The organism is Streptococcus suis (genome assembly GCF_002960445.1).
GTDB classification, from domain to species: domain Bacteria; phylum Bacillota; class Bacilli; order Lactobacillales; family Streptococcaceae; genus Streptococcus; species Streptococcus hyiners.
Map to the genome: position 1 here is coordinate 18,853 of NZ_POJD01000170.1, position 23,057 is coordinate 41,909.

22 protein-coding genes are annotated in these 23,057 nt (G+C 43.8%); all 22 read right to left on the reverse strand.

Annotated features, from left to right (window positions below; translation table 11 throughout):
* Positions 1-52 precede the first annotated feature (52 nt).
* Complete coding sequence (gene spx / locus C1G53_RS07085) at positions 53-451, reverse strand: transcriptional regulator Spx (RefSeq protein WP_029177692.1); 399 nt, start codon at positions 449-451, stop codon at positions 53-55.
* A gap of 158 nt (positions 452-609) precedes the next feature.
* Positions 610-1,761, reverse strand: coding sequence for a recombinase RecA (recA, locus tag C1G53_RS07090; RefSeq protein ID WP_105118197.1), 1,152 nt, complete (start codon positions 1,759-1,761; stop codon positions 610-612).
* Between the two features lie 51 nt (positions 1,762-1,812).
* Positions 1,813-2,994: a competence/damage-inducible protein A gene (locus C1G53_RS07095; RefSeq protein WP_105118198.1), complete on the reverse strand. Its 1,182-nt coding sequence runs from the start codon at positions 2,992-2,994 to the stop codon at positions 1,813-1,815.
* Positions 2,995-3,030: 36 nt separating this feature from the next.
* Entirely contained in the window at positions 3,031-3,600 is a 570-nt protein-coding gene (locus C1G53_RS07100) for a DNA-3-methyladenine glycosylase I (RefSeq protein ID WP_105118199.1), read from the reverse strand.
* Positions 3,601-3,906: 306 nt separating this feature from the next.
* The gene (gene ruvA / locus C1G53_RS07105; protein ID WP_105118200.1) at positions 3,907-4,497 is read right to left on the reverse strand and encodes a Holliday junction branch migration protein RuvA; all 591 of its coding nucleotides are present in this window, start codon (positions 4,495-4,497) and stop codon (positions 3,907-3,909) included.
* 78 nt (positions 4,498-4,575) lie between these two features.
* Positions 4,576-5,223 (reverse strand): CPBP family intramembrane glutamic endopeptidase, encoded by a 648-nt coding sequence (locus C1G53_RS07110; RefSeq protein ID WP_105118201.1) that lies wholly within the window; start codon positions 5,221-5,223, stop codon positions 4,576-4,578.
* A gap of 14 nt (positions 5,224-5,237) precedes the next feature.
* Entirely contained in the window at positions 5,238-5,603 is a 366-nt protein-coding gene (locus C1G53_RS07115) for a helix-turn-helix domain-containing protein (RefSeq protein ID WP_105118202.1), read from the reverse strand.
* 73 nt (positions 5,604-5,676) lie between these two features.
* Positions 5,677-7,614, reverse strand: coding sequence for a DNA mismatch repair endonuclease MutL (gene mutL / locus C1G53_RS07120; protein WP_105118203.1), 1,938 nt, complete (start codon positions 7,612-7,614; stop codon positions 5,677-5,679).
* Between the two features lie 107 nt (positions 7,615-7,721).
* Positions 7,722-9,236 carry a quinol oxidase gene (locus tag C1G53_RS07125; protein WP_105118204.1) on the reverse strand — a complete coding sequence of 505 codons (1,515 nt, stop codon included), beginning with the start codon at positions 9,234-9,236 and terminating at the stop codon, positions 7,722-7,724.
* Between the two features lie 189 nt (positions 9,237-9,425).
* Positions 9,426-10,646, reverse strand: a complete 1,221-nt coding sequence (locus C1G53_RS07135) for a bifunctional folylpolyglutamate synthase/dihydrofolate synthase (RefSeq protein ID WP_105118206.1) — start codon at positions 10,644-10,646, stop codon at positions 9,426-9,428.
* Positions 10,647-10,852: 206 nt separating this feature from the next.
* Positions 10,853-11,752, reverse strand: coding sequence for a helix-turn-helix domain-containing protein (locus tag C1G53_RS07140; protein ID WP_105118207.1), 900 nt, complete (start codon positions 11,750-11,752; stop codon positions 10,853-10,855).
* Between the two features lie 101 nt (positions 11,753-11,853).
* Positions 11,854-12,468, reverse strand: a complete 615-nt coding sequence (locus C1G53_RS07145) for an HAD-IA family hydrolase (RefSeq protein WP_105118208.1) — start codon at positions 12,466-12,468, stop codon at positions 11,854-11,856.
* A gap of 66 nt (positions 12,469-12,534) precedes the next feature.
* A complete protein-coding gene (ruvB, locus tag C1G53_RS07150; RefSeq protein WP_105118209.1) occupies positions 12,535-13,533 on the reverse strand; it encodes a Holliday junction branch migration DNA helicase RuvB in 999 nt (332 codons plus the stop codon).
* A gap of 193 nt (positions 13,534-13,726) precedes the next feature.
* Positions 13,727-14,995, reverse strand: a complete 1,269-nt coding sequence (locus tag C1G53_RS07155; protein WP_105118210.1) for a MerR family transcriptional regulator — start codon at positions 14,993-14,995, stop codon at positions 13,727-13,729.
* A gap of 117 nt (positions 14,996-15,112) precedes the next feature.
* Positions 15,113-16,405 carry an adenylosuccinate lyase gene (gene purB, locus C1G53_RS07160; protein WP_024377044.1) on the reverse strand — a complete coding sequence of 431 codons (1,293 nt, stop codon included), beginning with the start codon at positions 16,403-16,405 and terminating at the stop codon, positions 15,113-15,115.
* Positions 16,406-16,454: 49 nt separating this feature from the next.
* On the reverse strand, positions 16,455-17,534 hold the full coding sequence (locus C1G53_RS07165) for an AbiH family protein (protein WP_105118211.1): 1,080 nt from the start codon (positions 17,532-17,534) through the stop codon (positions 16,455-16,457).
* A gap of 11 nt (positions 17,535-17,545) precedes the next feature.
* Positions 17,546-18,613 carry a 5-(carboxyamino)imidazole ribonucleotide synthase gene (gene purK / locus C1G53_RS07170; RefSeq protein ID WP_105118212.1) on the reverse strand — a complete coding sequence of 356 codons (1,068 nt, stop codon included), beginning with the start codon at positions 18,611-18,613 and terminating at the stop codon, positions 17,546-17,548.
* On the reverse strand, positions 18,600-19,088 hold the full coding sequence (gene purE / locus C1G53_RS07175) for a 5-(carboxyamino)imidazole ribonucleotide mutase (protein ID WP_105118213.1): 489 nt from the start codon (positions 19,086-19,088) through the stop codon (positions 18,600-18,602). Before purE ends, purK begins: the two co-directional genes overlap by 14 nt.
* Positions 19,085-19,531 carry a DUF523 domain-containing protein gene (locus C1G53_RS07180; protein ID WP_024379957.1) on the reverse strand — a complete coding sequence of 149 codons (447 nt, stop codon included), beginning with the start codon at positions 19,529-19,531 and terminating at the stop codon, positions 19,085-19,087. Before C1G53_RS07180 ends, purE begins: the two co-directional genes overlap by 4 nt.
* Positions 19,521-20,786 (reverse strand): phosphoribosylamine--glycine ligase, encoded by a 1,266-nt coding sequence (purD, locus tag C1G53_RS07185; RefSeq protein WP_105118214.1) that lies wholly within the window; start codon positions 20,784-20,786, stop codon positions 19,521-19,523. Before purD ends, C1G53_RS07180 begins: the two co-directional genes overlap by 11 nt.
* Positions 20,787-20,923: 137 nt before the next feature.
* Positions 20,924-21,439 carry a hypothetical protein gene (locus C1G53_RS07190; RefSeq protein ID WP_105118215.1) on the reverse strand — a complete coding sequence of 172 codons (516 nt, stop codon included), beginning with the start codon at positions 21,437-21,439 and terminating at the stop codon, positions 20,924-20,926.
* A 64-nt stretch (positions 21,440-21,503) separates the two neighbouring features.
* The gene (gene purH / locus C1G53_RS07195; protein ID WP_192873110.1) at positions 21,504-23,051 is read right to left on the reverse strand and encodes a bifunctional phosphoribosylaminoimidazolecarboxamide formyltransferase/IMP cyclohydrolase; all 1,548 of its coding nucleotides are present in this window, start codon (positions 23,049-23,051) and stop codon (positions 21,504-21,506) included.
* Positions 23,052-23,057: the final 6 nt, after the last annotated feature.

A 23,057-nucleotide genomic window follows, 5' to 3' on the forward strand; every position in this document is an offset into this window, starting at 1 on the left:
CAAGCACAAAGAAAGTGTAAAAAGAACCCTGAAACAGAGTTCTTCCTCACTCTTATAAGGCTGCTCGCATACGAGCTTGAGCGTTCTCTACATTGCGAACCGCTCGTGGTAAGAAGGCGCGAATGTCATCTTCTTTATATCCAACCTGCAATCGCTTCTCATCAATCAGAATTGGACTTTTCAAAATACGTGGATTAGAAGTAATCAAGTCAATCACTTCATTGACACTCAAATCTTCGATATCAAAATCCAAACTCTTAGCATAGCGATTTTTTGACGATACAATACTTGCAATGCCGTTTTCCGTCTTGGTCAAGATATTTAAAATTTCTTCCTTGGTGATTGCCTCTTTAGCTAGGTTATGTTCGTTATAGGACAATTGATGGGCATTCAACCAGTTCTTTGCTTTCTTACAAGAAGTACAACTAGATACTGTATAAATTTTAATCATGTAGTCACTCCTTTGCTACATCTTAGTAAGCACATTATAGACTATTATACCACAAATTCCATCCGTCTGTAGACCTATTTTTAAAAAACTTTAAATTTTGGGGCGAATATTCGTTTTTTAATCAGAAAAAAGTCTGGATAACCCAAATTTTTTCGCTTTTATTCTTCTAATTCAATACCGCCATCCAAGTCCAAAATAACATCTTGAACCTCTTCGATTGCAACAGGAGCCTCTTCTGTAACGACTTCTGGTGCTTCCTCACCTTCAATCAAGCCGTAGTGAATACGGATTTTGCGGTCAATTTCGTCAAAGACTTCTGGATGTTCAACAAGATACTTCTTAGCATTCTCAGAGCCTTGTCCGATTTTTTCGCCATTATATGAATACCATGCACCAGCTTTTTTGATAAAACCAAGATTGGTTCCAATCTCAATCAATTCACCTGTACGAGAAATTCCTTCACCATACATGATTTCAACAACAACCTCTTTAAAGGGAGGGGCTACCTTGTTCTTCACGATCTTGACCTTGGTTTCCTTACCAACGTTTTGATCTTTTTGGTCACCAGTACCCTTGATTTGCGTATTTCCACGGACATCCATACGAACAGAAGCGTAGAATTTGAGGGCACGTCCACCAGGCGTTGTTTCAGGGTTACCAAACATAACCCCAACTTTTTCACGCAATTGGTTAATGAAAATAGCTACTGTCTTGGTTTTGTTAATAGAAGCACCAAGTTTGCGCATGGCCTGGCTCATCATGCGAGCCTGCAAACCAACGTGGCTATCGCCGATATCACCGTCAATTTCTGCACGAGGTACAAGAGCTGCAACCGAGTCCACAACAACCAAGTCAACAGCACCTGAGTCAATCAACTTACCAGCAATTTCCAGACCTTGCTCCCCTGAGTCTGGCTGTGACAAGAGCAACTCATCGATGTTTACACCAAGAGCCGCTGCATAGGCTGGATCCAAGGCGTGTTCCGCATCAATAAAGGCAGCGATCCCACCATCTTTCTGAGCCTGAGCTACTGCGTGCAAAGCAACGGTTGTCTTACCTGAACTTTCAGGACCATAAATTTCCACAATACGCCCTTTAGGATAGCCACCTGCACCTAGTGCAATATCGATAGATAGACTACCTGAGCTCATCACCTGAACTTTCTGTTCAGCACGCTCTCCCAAGCGCATCACCGCACCCTTACCAAAATCTTTTTCAATAGCTTTAAGGGCATCGTCGAGCGCCTTTTTACGCTCATCTCCAAATTTCTTTGTAATTTCTTCTAATTTTTTAGCAGGTTTTTTAGCCAATGCTGTTCTCCTCTTTTCTTAATCAAACTATTATAGCAAAATTCTTTTCTTTCACAAAGTGTTTCGTACAAAATCTAAGGCTTGCAAGCAAGCTAATTGGCGGATGTGTTGCCAGGAGTAGCCACCCAAGTCAACCTCTTTTTGGGAAATGCCAGAGGTGTCAGCCAAGGATAGATATACCTTTGCAAGAACGTTATCCTCTGTCGACTCAGGCTTAATAAGTACCGACACAGCCAGTCCCAAATCAGCCTGTAGCTCCTCACGAATGCTATCAACCTCTTCTGAGCACCTGCCCGATTCTGTACCTAACTGACCTATGACTTTTCCACCGCTAAAATAAGGTTGCCCAGCCAAAGCCAAACTGACTTCTGACTGTAAAAGTCCGCCTGTTCCCTGTTCGACGATGGCTATGCTTTTATTCTTTTCCACCAATCGCTCTGCTACTGTCTGTACTAGACTATTTTCCTCACCGTAAGCATAGAAATATTCTCTCAGTTTATCACGTTGTAAGATGTCTTCTTCCAACTGATTCAGACGAAAATCTGCTTCTTCTTGACTGTTTGCTTTGGTGGACAAGCGCAAGGTCACTTCACCAACCTTGGCATAGGGGGCAAGAGTTGGGTCAGTTTGTTTGTCAATCAAATCAGCTAAAATCGTCACCAACTGACTTTCGCCAATACCAAAAAAGCGTAGAACACGAGAATAGAGTTGCTGACTTGACTGGTTAAGCAAAGGTTGTAAACTTTCTGTAAACATGGCTCTAAGTTCACTTGGAGGACCAGGTAAGACAACATAGGTCACTCCAGCTTGCTCAATCAAGCCTCCTACTGCCAAACCAGCTGGATTTTGCAAAGCCTGGCTTCCCTCAACGATTTGTGCTTGGCGCTCATTGTTGGGCGTGCGGACACGACCTGGTCGGCTGGCAAAGAAGCGGTCTAATTTTGCCATAGCTTTTTCATCAAAGACCAATTTTCTACCTAAGAAGGTTGCCAAAGTCTGCTTAGTCAAGTCATCTTCTGTTGGACCCAATCCTCCACAGAGAATGACTAGCTCACTACGCTTGCTGGCTACCTCCAGTACAGACAAAAGCCTCTGTTCATTATCTCCAACAGCTGTGTGGAAGTAAACATCAATTCCCAGCTCTGCACATTTCTCCGAAAGAAACTGGGCATTGGTATTAACGATTTGTCCTGTTAAAATCTCCGTCCCGACGGCAATTAGTTCTGCTTTCATATGCCTCCTCTGTCTAGGGTGCGATTGCTCGCTCATCTAATTAGTTCGTAATGGATTTCGAAAATCACAAGTTTCTTCATGTTCGTTTAAAAGACCCGCCGCCTGTAAATAGGAATAAACACAAACTGGACCTACAAATTTGAAGCCACGTTTCCTCAAATCTTTGGACAATTTTTCTGATAGTTCACTTTTGGTCGGTAGCTCTCGAAAGGACTTAATAGGGTTGTCAAGAGGTGAAAAGTCAACCCAAGACCAAAGGTAGTGGTCAAAACTACCAAACTCCTCTTGTACTCGAAGAAAAGCCTGAGCATTGGCACGGGTAGAGTACAACTTTGCCTTGTGGCGAATGATGTCTGGATTGGCTAGAAGGTTATCTAACTGGCTATCCGTCATGGTTGCGACCTTTTGGACATCGTAGTCGAAAAAGGCGGAGCAAAAAGCCTGACGTTTATTGAGAACAATTTCCCAGGAAAGTCCTGCTTGGTAGGATTCCAGGCAAAGCAACTCAAACAGAGCCTGCTCATCATGCAAAGGGCGCCCCCATTCTTGATCGTGATAGGCTATATAGAGGGGATTGTTGAGATTGACCCAAGAACAACGGGACATAGAAACTCCTTTTTAGAACGCATATCTAGATACATTTTTGAAAAAATAGCTAAACACAGACTAAGGACTGTGAGAAAAAAATTATCAGATTTCTAAACTTCACAAAATGACGCAATTGACATCTGATAAAATTTCTGTTCGGCCGTCTATTTTCTCTTTGTCCTTTACGTCCTTTGTATCTGGACACGACATGAGCCGCAAAAATCGACATTATTTTTGTGGCGAATTAGTAAGGTACCTAGGCAAGTCGCAAATAGCGATTGCCGTAGTATGATGAGTTGCTTCAGCAACCATCATACTGGTACGTTACTTCATCAACATTTTAAGGGCTGATTTGATGTAATTTTCTGCGGTATCGTTGGTACCTTCGAAGAATTTCTTGATTTTCTTGAGTTCGGCTGGGCGGTAACCGAGTGCTTCCATAGCTTCCATGGCTTCATCGAGGGCGATATTTTCACTGGAGGGTGCTACTTGTTGAACAGGACCTGTTTCTTCGCTCATGACAAACTTGCCTTCCAAGTCCAAAATCATCTGCTGGGCTGTTTTCTTGCCAATCTTTGGAAACTTGGTTAGATAAGAAATATTTTTTTGCTCAATAGCCCGCACCAGACCGTCATTATCATCAACAGCAATAATTGCCAAAGCCGTTGTTGGTCCAATACCTGATACCGAAATCAGACTGAGGAATACAGATTTTTCAGCCTCTGTCGCAAATCCGTAGAGCAGATGGGCATCTTCGCGAATAACTTGATGGGTATAGACCGTTACTTCTTGCTGGACCTTCCCAGAGTAAGCATAGGGGTTAGCCACCTGCAAGAGATAGCCAACTCCGTGCGTTTCTACCACAATATACTTTGCAGTAATTTTTGTTAACATTCCTTTGATATAGTCGTACATATACTTCCTTTATCGGTGATAATTTATGTCTTTCCATTGTACCATAAAAAGCCTCGCTATTGATAGCGAAGCTAGGTTTCAATATCCGACGGATAGGTTGCCTACACAATGAACGAGCATCGGATAACAAAGATTGCCTGCTCTGTGATAGAGATAACCCAGGTAAATACCCGAACAAATCTGGGGAATCGTGTTGATAATTTCTGAACTATCCAGAGATTTAGCATGCCCTAAGCCAAAAATGAGACCTTGCAAGACAATAGCAAACCATGGATTTAAAATATTTTTCAGACCATCCTGTAAAAATCTTCGATAAAAAAGTTCTTCAACAATCGGACCGATGATGCCCACTATTAGCAAAAAGATTGGAAGTGAGACGATTTGGTTTATCTTATTAACTGCTGTGACATTGCCTATACCTTCTGAAATATGGAATGATTTCACTATCAAGTATTGGAGAAAACTTCCTCCATACATGACCGAAAAGTCTGCAAGATAAAACAAAGGGAATTGATAAAGCAGTTTCCAGCTCCACATTTTTCTAAAATCAGTCCAAAGCAACTCTCTATAGTGGTACATACCAAGTGCAAATAGCAAGATAAAACTAGCAAGCTGGTAGTAAAGACTATGAGTCGGACTAAATCCTAAATAACGGTGAAGCTTGACCAGCAGATTGAGCACACCAAGAACAATAAATGCAATAAATAGTCTATCATTTCGGACCATACGATGACCTCGCTTTATAAAGATTTGGTCAACATGAATTCTTGGATAATGAAACCGATGAGGAGAAAAACGATGAGGAAGGGAAGCAAGAGAGTGGCATTGCCACCGACAAAGATACCTAGACCGAATAGGATTAGGAGAAGCAGGTAATTTATCCAGACCCGCCTTTTCTTAGCCTTAACTTGTAAGCCAATTAACTGGTCAAAAGAGAGATGATAACGTTGAGCAATACCGACTAGACTGGCACTATCAGGTAAGGTGCGACCTTTTTCCCAGTTTAAGACTGTTTGCCGTGACACTCCGATTGCTTTTGCCAAGGTTTCTTGCGATTCCTGTCGTTTTGTTCGCTCCATGTGAATGAGCTGTCCAAGATTGGTCATGTTTCCTCCTTTACTTTACAAGCTGGCGGTAAAAATAGCTAGTCCAAATGCTTTTACAGGGGTGTTAAAATCCTTAATACTTCCCCAACTCACGTAAACTCGTGTGATTTTCCTGAATGCGTCTAAACATTTTTTCCATATCCGATTTGCTAAAATGCACCAAAACTGGTCGGCCGTGCGGGCAGTTATAGGGATTTTGGCAGTAAGACAATTGTCTCAATAAATCACGCGCCGAATAATCATCCAAAGCATGATTGGCCTTAATCGAACGCTTGCAGGACATCATAATAGCCAACTCTGCCCGATACTGCTTGATGGACACCTGGTCTGTTAGAAGTAGCATATCACACATCTCGTAAATACCAGCCTCAATCTCCTCTTCCTTCATCCAGATAGGGTGCTCACGTAAGATGAATTGGTTGACACCGTACTCTTCCAAGTTGACACCAACTTGACGGAGGGCATCCATTTTATGCGCAAGATTGAGGGCATCATTTTGAGGGAATTCAAAGATATAAGGCACCAAGAGTTGCTGGGCGGAGTTATCTACCTGACCAATTTTCTCACGATAATATTCGTATTTGACCCGCTCCTGTGCAGCGTGCTGGTCGATGATATAAAGCCCTGTTTTCCCCTGTGCAAAAAGATAGGTTCCGTGCATCTGTCCAAAATATTCCAATTCTGGAAAGGTTGAGGTTTCTTCTTGGTCTAGTTTGTCTGCCACCTTAGCAAGTTCCTTACTAGTTAGATTTGGGTGGTCAAGGTCATCAGTAATTTCTGTCTGCCGTTGGGCAAACTTGATAGTGACAGACTTGTCAACTTGACTTGTCATCTCTGTCAGGTTCTTGTCTTCCTCCAAAGGCTTGATGTCTTCTGAAACCACCTCTGGTTTGAGGAAAAAATCCTGCTTAACAGTGTCATAGTAGAGCTTGCTTTCCTTGAGTGGCAAGGTGACCTGCTCTGCTTTGACCTTGGTACGCGTACTAGACTGGGCCAGATTTTCCAGGGCATCAGGAATAAGGTCCTGTTCCTTGAGTGCCTTGATAATAGCTTCACGGATCAGGCTCATGAGTTCCTTTTCCTTGGAAATGCGGACTTCTTGCTTGGTCGGGTGGACATTGACATCGGCCAGATAGGGGTCAATCTCAATAGAAATCACCGCCAGCGGAAAACGCCCTACCATGAGCTTACTACCGTAACCTTCCAAAATGGCACGGTTGAGCAGAAAGTTCTTGATATAACGTCCATTGATGAAAATGGAAATGTAGTTGCGGTTGGCACGGGTCAATTCTGGCAAGGAAACATAGCCAGAAACCTGAAAATCCAAGTCCTCAGCCTCAATTTCCACCATTTTTTTGGCGGACGCGATACCGTAAATCCCTGAAATAGCTTGACGAAGCTTGCCCGTTCCTGCCGTACGCATCAATTCTCGCCCTTCGTTGACCAGGCTAAAGGCGATTTCAGGATGGGCCAGGCTCAGCCTGTTGATAATATCAGCAATATGCGATAGTTCAGCCTGCTGACTGCGAACATACTTAAGACGGGCAGGGGTGTTGTAGAACAAATCTGAAACTGTCATCTGGGTACCAACTGGTCGACTAATCGGCTCCTCTAACTCAACCACTCCACCCTTGGAAACCAGACGCAAGCCGTGGGCATGGTTGGCTGTAGCCGTTTCAATCACCATTTGACTGACAGAGGCGATGGAGGGCAGGGCTTCACCGCGGAAACCCAAGGTCCGAATGCGGAACAGGTCTGCCTGATTTTTTATCTTACTGGTGGCATGACGACGCAAAGCCAAAGCTACTTGGTCAGGGGCAATACCTTCGCCGTTGTCCGTAATTTGAATAGTTTTTAGCCCAGCTTCTTCGATACGAATTTCTATCTGGCTGGCGCCTGCATCAATCGAGTTCTCCACCAACTCCTTAACCACACTGGCCGGTCGCTCAATCACCTCACCTGCTGCAATCTGGTTGGCTAAAATTTCTGGCAATTCGATAATTTGTGACATATCTTTTCCTACATTCCTTTAGACATTCTTTTCCCGTTTACTTATTCCTCCATTATACCACACATCCCTTTGTTTCTAAGTCCATGAAAAAATGACTGCCTGAGCAATCATTCATTCTTTTGATAGACAATAAAGTAATCGGTCGTTTTGACAGGTTTATACTGCAGCTCTAAATTTGCTTTTACATCATCTAATAGTGGGATGTTCTTATTAACAATCACCAGACTTGCCTCATTTTTATTGAGGTCATATAGCAAGCTATTTTGATTACCAGTCGTAGTCAGATAAGGCTCCGCTGAGATAATGGTGGCGGATGACAGACGCTGGCTATCCAGATAGATACTAGCGCTATTATCCCAAACGTAAATCTTATCCGTCTTAGTCGTTTCTTGCCCAACATAACTAGCAATGCTTGCACGATCCGTGACCAAATCCCCCTCTACAAAATAAGTATAGGCTGGTTGTGCGACCATTCCAAAAGCTATGACAAGAGGCAGGAAAAAGTGACGACTGAGATAGCCTCGTTCCTCAGCTTCTAAATCAGCACCCAAATGAAGAACAGTCATCACAAAACCATAAGGCAATAGACTAAGCAGTTGGCTATAATGACCATTTGGGGTTCCAATGATAAACACCAGCTGAGCTACAAAAACGAGCAGGATTAGAACCTTGATATGAGTATACCGACCTTGACCGAAGGAAGATACCGTCTGGATAAATCCCTTGAAAAAACCAGATAGCAACAAAAACCCAGCTACAACTGCCAGTGTCACATACAAACCTGCATACTGGAAGCCTAAGTTTAAATTGTAAAGAAAGGTTTGCTGAATGGCTGTACCAAGTATCTGCGCTTCAAAGGCATAGTAGCCAACTAGATACAAGACTAATAAAAGACCAAATATACTTGCCAATAGTTGATAGAGCCCACGAGCCATTTGTCGTTGTTGCGTGTTAAAAACAAACAATACGAAACCAGCTAGCAACCATAATAACAGGCTCTTTGGATAAATCAGAAAGGCCAAGGCTGCCTCAATTCCATACAGGATAAAGGCCTCATCACCCACAGCATTTGCAAAATATCGGACTAGGAACCAAAGACTTGCCAAAACAAAGGGAAGCGCAAAGATTTCTGCATATAAGCCACCAAATCCTAAAGAAGCAATAAAAATATAAAACCAATGACTTGAACTAGTCGCCAATCGTTCTGACTGACTAAAATAGACCATGATTTTATAGAAATAAACTCCTGCGATAAACAGCGCAATCATTTGGAGAAAATCAAATACAATAAATCCTCCATCAATATGACCTAACCAGGCTAGTAAGTAATATAAAACGCCGTTTGTTGCGAAGAAATCTCCGTAGGGATTCTGACCAGCCATCATAGCCATTCCGGCATACAAATGCTGTGTCTGCTCATTCGTCGCTAAAAAGGTTAGAAAAGGATTGGCTACGCTCACAAGGCTCAGTACTAAACTCCAAACGAGAGCCGGCCAAATCTTTGTTTTGGGCATCCTGGCCTTAAAATCTTCACTCAGCTGATAACCCTGCGAACGCCTTGCTCTTCGACGGCGCCGAGGTTGATGAGATACTTCACGAGCAACTGCATCTAATTCTGTCATGTTCTCCTCCTTGAATGTACTTTTTTTATTATATCAAAAAGCACTCCCGATGTCATTTCCTATCGGGAGTTCTAGAAATTTTCGCAAAATGCTCCAATTGTCGAAAGGTATGGCGTTTGTTCTCTTGGAATTCTTTTAAAAAGGCTACTTTTTCTGCATGTGTCATACCTATTTATTCGAAAAAACTACTCATTTTTTAAAAATCTGACGTACTTCTGAGATAAAGTAAAGGGAACCAGTAATAATCAGTATACCTTGTCCAGCCGATTGCCAGTCTTCTATAAATTGCTGGTAATTTTCAACATATTCTCGACCTTGACGATTTTCCTCCGACAAGGCACCATCATAGGCAAAGCTGGTTAATACAAGGGGAGTATGCGGTAACTTTTCTTCCAATAATCCAAGCATTTCTTGAAAATCCTTGCGTCGAAGGGCAGAAAAGAGAATAGTGACAGGTTCGTCTTGCTCCTGAATAAAGTCAATCAAGCGTTCGATAGCAGGAACATTATGAGCACCGTCCAAATAGATTTTTGGCTTTTGAACGACCAATTCCAAACGACCAGCCCAGCTGGTTTGAGCAAGGGCATTTTTGATGACCTGAGGAAAAATCGCTTGTTGAATTCTTGCCATATAAAGCAAAAAAGTTTGCAAGGCAACGGCCGCATTTTCTTCTTGGTGCTGACCAGCCAAGCCTAGAACCAATTCTGACAGTTCCAAGTCCGCATTGCTGAACTGTCCTGCTTTATATGTGAATTCCTGACCAAATTGGTAGACTGGAGCTTGTTTTTCAAGGGCAATTCGGCGACAGATGACTGTGGTTTCTGAAGAAAGTGGTCCAAGGACGACAGGCACGTTTTCCTTGATAATCCCTGCTTTCTGCTCTGCTATTTCCCCTAAAGTCGATCCTAGTAAATCTTGATGGTCCATGCCGATGGAGGTGATAAGGCTTAGGGTTGGTGCCACGACGTTGGTCGTATCCAAAAGTCCGCCGATACCCACCTCTACTAGTGCCAAATCAGGCTGTTGGTCCTTGAAATAGAGGAACATAATGAGTACCATGACCTCAAAATAGCGGAAAGGCTCATAGCGTGCGGCAACTTCCTGCTCCAAGTCGTAGACTTTCTGTAAATAGTGCTGAAAATCGTGGTCGGAGATGGGCTGACTGTCAATACAAATCCTGTCGTGCACGCTCACCATGTGGGGAGATACAAAACTACCGACACGCAAGCCATGGGCCTGAAATAGCTGACGCAAAAAAGCAATGGTCGACCCCTTGCCATTGGTTCCAGCCACATGAATGACTGGAACAGCAAACTGGGGACTGCCCAGCAGTTCCAGGGCATACTCTATCTTTTCCATCTTGTAATGAAATACCTGACCTTGTTTGGTGTTTAACCAATTTTCTAACATAGCCACCTCCTATATATTGTCTAGTATAGCAAAAAAGCCTAACAGATGTTGGCTTTTGATAATATTATTCTTCAACCCAAGTCCCCCAGTTACCACCAAGACGACCAAAAAATTTCAAAAAGTTAAACATATCACTAATCTCCTTTAATCTTTATGAGTTTAGTATAATAGTTTTTTCTGTCCTTCAACAGGACAAAAATGTCACTTTATTGATTGTCAACTTTCCAATCTTCTTCAATCTTCTGTTCTAACTCTCTGTTTTCTATCAATTTTGCAAATAGCATCGCATCTAGGTAATGTTTTTCAGCCTCACCTCTATCCTTATTTACAAAAAGTGCGTACTTCCATTTCAACACACTAACAATAGGCTTTTTCTGAAAATCTTGCGTTGACTGTATAATTTTATCTACAGTGTCGAATATTTTTGGTATTGGTTCATAGTACTTTTTGCCTCCCAAAATATTTACACAAGATAACAATGTGTCTCGTAAAACAAATAGATCACTCGAACTGATAATATCAATTTGTCCATGTAAATGTTCTATAATTATCAAAAACTGTTTAAATATTTCTGAGTCACTACTGGACAATCTAACGTATTCAAGCTGGAGCCTAATAATCAGTAAATCATTCACTTCGTACTTTTGTTTTCGAAAAATTTGTTCAAAGTAATCTTCCAGTATCTCTTTCCCGAAGCCTGCTGTCCCTGACTCTAAGGTGTCAATTCGGGATTGAATGGCATCAATCGCTATTTTCTCCTCCTCAGGCAAGTCATCATAATAGTCATCATAGATTTCCGTCATGATAGCATCACGTTTTTCAACTAATTCCTCGTTTCCATAAGTCGGTGTACGGAGAACATCAAATTTCAACTTGGAGTATCTTTCTGGCAAGGACACATAATCTGGCATAAGCTCGTAGAGCCCCTTGCCTAAGCGGGTTGCGATATATTGGATTTTTGAAAAAGTCGGCTTAGAAGTACCTGCTTCGATACGGGTTAATTGGCGGACGGAGAGCTCAAGTTCGTCATCGCAAAACTGTTCACGTGTCAGACTAGCGGTTTCTCGAAGTTGACGTACACGTTGTCCAAATTCTTTATCGTTCATAACTCACCTCGCTATTTTTATTTCACATCCCTAGTGTATCAAAATTAGCTATAGATGACTAATTGAATATTTTCATGACTTGCAATAGTTTTAAACTATATCTATACTTCAAACTTTTTCTTAATATCCACCAAATGTTCAATCTTCCAATTTTTATCCAAACCATCAATTTGCAGGTTGATACTATGTATCCCTGCGTTGACAGCCGTTTCTACATCGAGCATACGATCCCCGATATAGTAGGTATTTTCTTTGTCCAGTCCGTATTTTTCGATGAGAAATAGCAGAGCTTCTGGACTAGGCTTACGAGCAAAACCAGAATCGCTGGTCAAGATTTCTGTGAAATGGTGACGGACGCCCAAATCCTCCAACACCTGAAAAGCATTGTCACTCTTGTGTGTATAAACGAAATTTTGAATTCCTTTCTCTGCTGTCCAGTCCAGAATTTCACGCGCACCAGCCATCAAGGGAATCTGCGTATTTTTCTCCTTCAAGGAAGTCGCACGCACGCGATTGAGTTCATCACTATCCAGACCGTATCTGTCTGCATCACGCACCAGCAAATCCTTGACAGAATAGAGCAGTATAAATTGTTTGACTTCCTCACGGTCAAAAGGAAGTTTGTATTGTTCATAGGTTTCTTGAATTCCAGCCAATATCGCCTCATAAGAATCCAAGAGCGTTCCATCCAAATCCCAAATAAATGTCGGTTTCATCTTATCTCCATTCCTAGTCTAGACCAAACTCGAAATGCAATCATAGCTTTCTCATCTGCTCTGCCATTATTTTTCCGTATAGGGATAACCCAAGTGCTCGTAGGCCTTGGCTGTCGCAACCCTCCCCGTCCGTGTCCGCATAAGGAAGCCCTGCTGAATCAGGTAGGGTTCGTACATGTCCTCCACCGTCTCACGCTCCTCGGCAATATTGACCGACAGGGTGTTGAGGCCGACAGGACCGCCGCCATACATCTCAATCATAGTGCGGAGAATCTTCTGATCCACATAATCCAGCCCCTCACGGTCCACATCCAGCATAGTCAGAGCCTTGTCCGTAATGCTATCGTCAATCAGGCCGTCCCCCATAATCTGTGCGAAATCCCGCACCCGCTTGAGCAGGCGGTTGGCGATACGTGGGGTTCCACGAGAACGACGGGCCAGCTCGATCGCTGCTTCATGGGTAATCTCCATGTCAAAGATGTCCGCTGTCCGCTCGACAATCTCCGTCAAATCAGCCAGTTCGTAGTATTCCATGTGACCAGTGATACCAAAACGGGCCCGCAGAGGATTGGATAGCATCCCCGCACGAGTGGTCGCTCCAATCAGGGTAAAAGGCGGCAACTCCAAATGCACGGAGCGGCTGGCCTCCCCAGCCCCAATCATGATGTCGATGTAGAAGTCTTCCATGGCTGAGTAGAGAATTTCCTCGACCGCCATGGGCATACGGTGGATTTCATCGATAAAGAGGACGTCGCCAGGCTCCAGGTCATTGAGAAGGGCCACCAAGTCACCTGCTTTTTCAATAACTGGCCCACTGGTCTGCTTGATATTAACGCCCAGTTCGTTGGCGATGACAAAGGCCATGGTTGTCTTACCCAGACCCGGAGGACCAAACAGAAGGGTATGGTCCAAGGCTTCATCACGGAGCTTGGCCGCCGCGATAAAGATTTTGAGCTGGTCCTTGACCTTGTCCTGACCGATGTATTCATTTAATTTCTGTGGACGCAGGGTACGCTCAACGTACTCTTCGTCCTGCATTTGTTCCATGTCTAAAATTCTAGTCATGAAACCATTATAGCATAAAAAGAAAATACCAGACTCAATGAGTCCAGTATTTCCAGGAGATTATATGATACCTAGCTCTTGTCGCTTGCGACTTAGAGCTAGGGACACCTTTAGGTGAAAAGGAAGTTAGCTATTTCTAGCTTGAATAGAGTATAGCGCGCCAAACTTAAGGGAAACTAAAACAGAATTCATTTTATTTATTTTCCACTATTCGCAAAAATCGTTTTAGATAGTGCGAATCTAAATCGTTGTACTGACTGCCTTCTGTTGAACTTTCTTTGGGAATTTCCAGGCTCATCAACTGCCGATCAAACTCCTCTAACTCGATATAGGTATCGTCAGGGATCAAGTTCTGATTAACAGCTGGTTGCATAAACACAATCTTTTTCCCATCCAGTTGAATTTGATAGCTAAATTCCCCTTGCTTTTCAGCCCTGTTCACTGTCACTAGCTTGGTCCCAAAGCCTGTCCAGACAGACTTGACATCACTGTAAAGATAGTCCTTGGATGGAGCCAGCAGATTGATGTCGATAATCTGGTCTTTGGTCACGGCTGTTGTGGTAGAAATCAGCAGAGCGGTCAATAGGATACAAGAACCTGCCAGACCCAAGCCATATTTCCAAGATAACTTCACCAGCCTCGCCAGTTTTCCCAAAAGAAAAACGAGAAAAGCCATGATAAAAAATATAGCAACCTTACCCAGACCAGTCGAATACTCATAGAAGAGCCAATCGCTTGGTAGGAAAAATCTTTCGGTCAACCAGCCGACAAGAACAAAGTAGGCAATCCCACCTACGAGGGAGATGAGACCTATCGGAATCCACCAGGCCTGACTGCGGTTTTTCTGGCGGATCTTGTCTCGATGTTTCCACCAGGTCACGAGGTAGTCTCGCCAGAGAAGCGTGATCCAAATGGTGGCCAATAGGGACACCACTGCTAATAGGAAAAGATTTTCCTGACGACCTTGTTGGATTCGGGTAAACAGCCAGAGAATCGGACCTGATAGCATCAAGGTCTGCAAAAGAGTCATCCAAATACTTGGTAGCAAGGCATCTTCTAAATCTTGTTTGAAGTCTTGAAATTCACCACTTTCCACAAAGGCAATGGATTCCTGTGCTTCTTCCAACCAATCCTCTTTCTTGCCCAAATCTCTGACCACCTGGTCCAGCAAATCAACCTTGTCTGTCAATTCTTCTGCTTGCTGGCTGATTCCCTGCTTTTTCTCACGCAAGGCTGACTGCAAATCCTCCTCTGGCAAGGCTAGGAGGGCCGTAATCTCTGCTAGGGAAAACTCAAAATAGCGGAGCAACTTAATCAAGCGAAGCTGACGTACATTTTCCTCTGAATAATTACGGTAATCGTTGAGCGGATTTCTCGCCACTTCAATCAAGCCCTTTTCCTCATACAAGCGTATAGCCTTGGTTGACAAGCCTGTCAACTTCTCCACATCTTTGACCTGCATAAGCAACCTCCATCTGTTTTGATAGTCCTAGCATACACCATTCCCCTAGGGATGAGTCAAGGATTTTTTGTCAATTTTATCAAAAAACAACCAACATTTGCTGGTTGTCCCGAATGTTTATAATCCAAGTCGTTCAAAGATGTCATCCACCCGCTTAGCATAGTAGTCTGGGTTGAAGAGTTCATCGATTTCTTCCTGGCTAAGTTTGGCAGTCACACGCTCATCCGCTTCGAGAAGGGGCTTGAAGTCCACCTGATTGTCCCATGACTGCGCAGTTTTTGGTTGCACCAAATCATAGGCTTCCTCACGGGTCATGCCTTTTTCAATCAAACTGAGCATCACACGCTGACTGTAAATCAAGCCAAAGGTTGACTCCATATTACGTTTCATATTTTCAGGGAAGACCGTCAAGTTCTTGACGATATTGCCAAAACGGTTGAGCATATAGTTGATAAGAATAGTCGTATCCGGCGTGATAATCCGCTCCGCTGACGAGTGGGAAATATCACGTTCGTGCCAGAGAGCCACATTCTCAAAAGCCGTCACCAAGTGACCACGCACCACACGAGCCAGACCGGTCATGTTTTCAGAGCCGATCGGGTTGCGTTTATGGGGCATAGCAGAGCTGCCTTTTTGGCCTTTGGCGAAATACTCTTCGACTTCACGTTGTTCAGATTTTTGTAGCCCACGGATTTCTGTCGCCATACGCTCGATAGACGTTGCAATCAAGGCTAGGGCTGAGAAATATTCTGCGTGAAGGTCACGAGGAAGGACCTGGGTCGAAATTTCCTGCGGACGAATACCTAATTTGCCACAAACGTACTCCTCGACGAATGGAGGAATGTTGGCAAAGTTCCCAACCGCACCTGAAATTTTTCCAGCCTCAACTCCCTTAGCAGCCACATCAAAACGCTCCATGTTGCGTTTCATTTCGCTATACCAAGTCGCCAATTTAAGACCGAAGGTCGTTGGCTCCGCATGGACACCGTGGGTCCGCCCCATCATGATGGTGTACTTATGCTCACGAGCCTTGTCAGCGATGATATTGGTAAAGTTTTCAAGGTCACGACGGATGATGTCGTTGGCCTGCTTGTAGAGGTAGCCGTAAGCCGTATCCACCACGTCGGTCGATGTCAGACCGTAGTGGACCCACTTGCGTTCCTCCCCAAGACTTTCCGAAACCGCACGCGTGAAAGCCACCACATCGTGACGGGTTTCCTCTTCAATCTCTAAAATGCGGTCGATGTCAAAAGTCGCCTTCTCACGAATCAAGGCCACATCTTCCTTGGGAATCTCACCCAACTCAGCCCAAGCCTCATCTGCGAGGATTTCAACCTCCAACCAAGCCTTGTACTTGTTCTCTTCACTCCAAATAGCCGCCATCTCTGGGCGGGAATAACGATTGATCATTCAATTTCTCCTATTTTTAAATTTAATTAACGCTACCTATGCTTACTATCTAATTAAATAGCATTCTAAATTCCTTTAACTCTACTTGAAATGATAGTTTTTTAATATTATCACAAACTAAATCTCCCTGTGAATAATATGACACATACCATTTAGCATCTGTATAAAGTTTATTGAGAAGTTCAAAATATGGAACATCTACCTCTCCAATTGAAACACCAAGAACAATTATCTCCTCTACTCTTGGTATTTGGGTAAGAAAACTTTCTAATTGTGTAATCTGATGTTCTTTTATTAACTCTCCATTCATTTGTTCTATTTTTGACCTTACAGCAATTATACTTTCTTCTATTTCATCTTCACTATAATTCACTGCAGCACCGAATTCCGATAAATTACTTGGATATTGATAATATTCTTCAGTTACACTATCCCATTCCTTGCCGGTATCACTCTCATAATAACAATTGGTGCAATTTATATTAATTTCAATTTCTTCAGTATTCGTAATTGCTTTTTCTTGATTACCCCAAATTTTGTCATCATCTCCATGAATATGTAGTATGATTTGGTCACTTAGTCCATATAAACGTTCCAATGTCTGAGTATAGTTAAATGTTAAGAAAAAAGAATTGGGAGAAAATGTTCCTATAACCGAAACACCAGGTGAGTTTAATTCCTCATTGGCATTCACTATCATTGCATCCATTCCCTCTCTCAAAAATTCTGGAATACAGGAGAAATCATTTAAAGGAAAGCTATCAGCAATATCTGGTTTCTCAGATGAAGCTTGGTAAATTGCGTTATCTACCTCAGTAAATGTATTCCCATAATTTTCATCATCTATCGAATAACCATATGCATATGGATCTGAATTATTAGCAAAAAACTCTTGTAATTTATCTGATGCTGTTGTTACTAATGAACTAAAGAAAGCATCATCAATAACACCTATCCTCTGCTCAAACTCTGACCACATATCAATATCATTTTGAAAAAATAGATTATTTACTAAGTCATAGAGTTCTTCATTAGTTTCTTGGAGTATTTTTCGTAAATGTTCTTTATAGTCGGTTGATAGGTTATGAGCTCTATCAAAACCATTACCAATAATATATAATCTCGTCAAAACTCATCCTCCTACAACTCCACTTCAACATCTTCCCCCAACACCGTCACGTGTCCCATCTTGCGATTGTGCTTCGCTTCTAGTTTACCATAAAAGTGGGGATGGGCGGTAGGGTTTTCTTTAAGAAAGGTTTGGGCTGCTTCCATGTCTTGTCCGAGAACGTTAATCATAACTGCTGGAGAAAGCAGACGGATAGGAGGCAAAGACAGCCCTAAAATACCTCGGATATGGGTGTCAAACTGTGAAAAATCACAGGCTTCGATAGAATAATGTCCTGAATTATGTGGGCGAGGAGCGATTTCGTTGACCAGAATATCCTGTCCTGCCACAAACATTTCAACGCAGAGGGTGCCTGCCAAATGGAGCTTATCTGCAATTTGCAGGGCCATGGTTTTGGCTTTTTCAGCTAGTTGATCTGAAATACGGGCAGGCACAATGGTCTTGTAAAGAATATTATTGCGGTGGATATTTTCCTGCACAGGAAAGACGGTGTAGTCGGAACCATTGCCAGACACAAGGACGGAGATTTCCAGGTCGAAATTCACAAATTCTTCCAAAACACACTCGGCAGAGTTAGCTAACTGACTAGCCTCTACCAAGTCCGCCTCTTCTCGAATGACCTTCTGGCCATGTCCATCATAGCCCCCAGTGGCTGTCTTCAAAACGTAGTTTTTGCTGAGGTCTAATCCTTCTAGGTCTAGGCTAGATGTGACGACTTTGTAGGGGGCGACTTGCACGCCAGCTTTTTTTGCTAAAAAATCCTTCTCAAAAATGCGGTTCTGGGAAATGCGAAGGAGGTCTGTTCCCTGAGGGAGCTGGCCGTCCTTGATGACCGCGTCCAGTCCGTCGGCATCGACATTTTCAAACTCATAGGTCAGGACATGGCACCGCTCCGCCAGCTGTTTGAGGGCCGCCACATCGTGATAGGGAGCGACGATAACCTCGCTCACCTTGGAAGCTGGACAGTCCGCTGCAGGATCTAGCGTGATGACCTTGTGGCCCATGTAAATAGCGGAAATAGCCATCATCTGACCCAGCTGACCGCCGCCGATAATTCCGATTGTCTTAGATGAGGTCATCTGTCATCGCCTCCGCAATTTTTTCCTGTTCCTTGGCAAAATCTGCCAGCTGAGCTGCAATGGTTTGGTCTTCAATGGAGAGAATGCGGAGAGCTGTCAGGGCTGCGTTGGTGGCACCTGCTTCACCGATTGCCATAGTCGCAACAGGGACACCACCCGGCATTTGCACGATAGAATAGAGCGAATCCACTCCGCTGAGGGCACGGGATTGGACTGGGACACCGATGACAGGCAGGGTTGTCTTAGCTGCTACCATACCTGGCAAATGAGCCGCACCGCCCGCTCCTGCGATAATAACCTTGATGCCACGGCCACGCGCTTCCTCGGCGTGACGGAACATGAGGTCTGGGGTGCGGTGGGCAGAGACCACTTTCTTTTCATAGGCTAGGCCAAATTTGTCCAGCACATCGGCTGCTTTTTTCATGGTTTTCCAGTCGGAACTAGAACCCATGATGATGGAAATGATTGGTTTCATGATGTTACCTCGTTTATATCTTCTGCATCTACTACCTGATAGCCTCTTTCTTTCAAGGCTTGGGCAAATAAACCGCTACCTGCAACTTTTTGTCCTGAAAAGGTGCCGTCGTAAACCTGCTTGACACCACAGGACGGACTTCTAGATTGTAGAATGGCCATTTCTATCTCTTGTCCTTCTAGTCTTTCAAGCGTTCTAGCAATGCCTTGTTGAAATGCTTTGTCATAAGATGTTCCGCTCACATCTCGTACACTTCCGTCCACAATTTCGACTGGCTCTCTTGGAGTGGGAAGGCCGCCTGCAACCTCTGGACAAACCGATAGAACTTGCTTATCCGATACAGCATCAACAACTGCTTGATTGTAATTATTTCCGCCGTTGTACTTGCAATTTTCTCCAAGCAAGCAGGCACTGACTAAGACACAGGTCTGCTTATTTTCCAATTGCTTTTCCTCCAATATCTGTCCGATAAAAGAGGCCTGTCGTATCTTGTTTCTTCAGCTCCGAGTAAATTTTTTCCTGGGCTTCTTGGACGGTGTCTGCTGTGGTGACTAACATATAGACCCGACCGCCGTTTGAGAGCAGTGCTCTGCTATTTTCAGCAAAACGAGTCCCTGCATAGTAGGTCGTGATGTCGCCTTCAGTCTTCGCTGGCAACTCTACACCTTTTTCGTAGTCCAAAGGATAGCCGTTTGAGGCCACAACCACGCCCAGCGTCACACCGCTATCCAGCCAAGTCAGCTGTGTCGGGCGTTTGTGGAGGATGTCATCGATGTTCTGAGCAAAGTCAGAGGTCAGGCGAGGCAGGATAATCTGGGTTTCTGGGTCGCCAAAACGGGCGTTGAACTCGATGACCTTGGGACCTTGGTCGGTCAGAATCAAACCAGCATAGAGCACGCCAAGATAAGGTCGCTCTTCAGCAATCATGCCCGCAAGAATAGGCTTGACAATGGTGTCAACCGCTGTGTCCACCACGCTTTGAGGCAGGTGAGGCACAGGAGCGTAAGCCCCCATACCGCCCGTGTTGGGACCTTGGTCACCGTCAAAGGCACGCTTGTGGTCCTGGGCTGTCGGCAGAATGTAAAACTGGTCGCCATTGACCAGAGCAAAGAGGGAGAACTCCTCACCCGCCAAGAACTCCTCGATGACTACGCGGGCACCTGAGTCACCGAACTTGTTGTCCAAGAGCATCTCCCGTGCCGCTTCGACCGCCTGCTCGACGGTTTCCGCCACGACTACACCCTTGCCCAGTGCCAAGCCGTCCGCCTTGACCACGATTGGTGCACCCTGCTCTTCGATGTAGGCTTTGGCTTCTTCGAAGTTGGAAAATGTGCCAAAGGCTGCTGTTGGAATGCCGTATTTGACCATGATTTGCTTAGCAAATTCTTTTGACCACTCTAGCTCCGCGGCGAGACGACTCGGACCAAATGCCTTTAGCCCAGCCTGTTCAAAATCATCAACGATACCTGCTGCCAGAGCATCATCTGGACCAACAAAAGTCCATGCAATATCATTTTCCTTAGCAAAGTTAATCAGGGCAGAATGTTCGGAAATTCCGATATTTACTAACTCGATACCATCTAAAGTCATTCCGTCATTTCCAGGAGCAACAAAGACCTGTTCTACCTGTTTAGATTCTAACAATTTTTTTGCGATAACATGTTCACGACCACCAGACCCAACAACCAAAAGTTTCATTTTTTACACCTCAAAAACGGATTTTCTATAAACAGTATAGCAAAAACAGACGGATTTTGATAGAGAAAATAGGAGAAAGTTCGGGAATAGAAAAAGCTCACATTAATAAGTAATTAATGTGAACTTTTTCCAATCAGTTATAACTCGATACCTATAAACTGTAAAATTGTTGCTAAAGCAGCCAAGACCTCTATAAGTTGAATGACAAATTTACCTGCGATAAATTTGCGATTCTTGGAATGTAGGGTCTTATCATCTGTAGGTGTTTTGGAAGTATATAAATTATATAATTGAATGCTTTGTCTAATAATTGCTTGATATACTCCAAAACAACCAAACATTCCAAAAATTATAAAAAATGGCATTCTGAAATACCAATTCATAGGTAAATCAGCATAAAAAGCTAACCATATTATTACGAATCCCAATCCAACTCCAAGATTTTCATACAAGTCTTTACTATTCTCGTTCCCAAATGTTGAAATAAAAAACACACCTATTATTAATAGTATTTTTGCAATAAGAATATTATCAGAAATATCTCCAATAATATCTGGGAACAAATAAACTGACCATGCTAGAGTCAAAAAAGTGATAAATAGAGCAAAGTTACTTAATTTATTTTCTGAATTACTTTGGTTAAATTCTTTCATATTTCAAGTATACCAAAAACCACCCCAACTTCTCCAGCTGGGGTGTTATTCTTATTCCAATTTCTCAATGTCTAAAATGTCTGACTCCTGTAAAGACCATGGTCAAACCATACTTGTTGGCCATGTCAATGGAGTCTTGGTCGCGGACAGAGCCACCTGGCTGAATGATAGCCTTGATGCCTGCCGCTGCGATTTCTTCCACGTTATCAGCAAATGGGAAGAAGGCATCTGACGCCAATACGGCTCCATCCAAACGATCCTTGGCTTGCTCGATAGCGATGCGGACGGAAGCCACACGGTTGGTTTGTCCCGGCCCCACGCCCAAGGTCATCTTGTCATTGGTGATGATGATGCCGTTGGACTTGACATACTTGGAGGACTTCCAAGCGAATTCCATAGCCGCCCACTCTTGCTCGGACGGTTGACGCTCGGTCACCACCTGCCAGTCCGCTGGGCTTTCCACCACCACGTCCTGATCCTGCACCAAAAGCCCGCCGACAACGCCTGTGAACTCTTTTTCCACTTCGCTGGCATCCTGTGCGTCAAAGGCCAATTCCAAAATCCGAAGATTTTTCTTTTTATTGGTCAAAATCGCTAGCGCTTCTGCCGAGTAGCTCGGTGCGATGATGATTTCTAAGAAAATCGGGTGCATCTTTTCAGCCGTCGCAGCATCTACTTCTCTGTTCAGCACGACGATGCCTCCGAAAATCGATACTGGGTCAGCTTCATAAGCATAATCCCAAGCCTGTTCAATAGTCTCTGCCTGACCGATACCACAAGGGTTCATATGTTTGAGAGCCACAACAGTCGGACGGTCCTTAAAATCACGGATAATCCGAATGGCCGCATCCGCATCACGAATGTTGTTGAAGGACAATTCCTTTCCATTTAACTGCTTGGCAGCTGCAATCGAGTAAGCTGTTGGCAGGGCATTTTGGTAGAAATCCGCATTCTGTTGTGGATTTTCTCCATAACGCATAGGCTGATTGAGGTCATAAGTAATGGTTAATTTTTCAGGCTTATCTTCGCCTACTTGCTTGGTAAAATAATCTGCTATTAGGGCATCATAAGCTGCGGTATGGCGGAATACCTTTGCAGCCAGTCGCTGACGTGTTGCATAGCTCGTTTCCCCCTGCTCTGCTATTTCTCCTAAAACTGTTGGATAATCTGCCGGGTCTACCACAACTGTCACACTGGCGTGGTTTTTAGCTGCTGAACGAAGCATGGACGGACCGCCAATGTCGATGTTCTCCACCGCCAAATCATAGGTCACATCTGGACGTAAAATAGTCTCTTTGAAGGGGTAAAGGTTGACCACCACCAAGTCAATCAAGCTAATCTCATGGTCCTTGGCTGATTGCAAATGGCTGTCCAAATCCCGACGAGCCAGCAAGCCCCCGTGGATTTTGGGGTGAAGTGTCTTGACGCGACCATCCATCATCTCAGGAAAACCGGTCACATCGTCAATGGCAATGGTAGATACTCCCGCCTGATCCAAGGCAACTTTTGTGCCTCCTGTTGAGATAATTTCCCAGCCAAGCTTGGTCAATTCTTGGGCAAATTCTACAATGCCCGCCTTATCGGATACGCTAATTAGTGCGCGTTTTGTCATGATTTC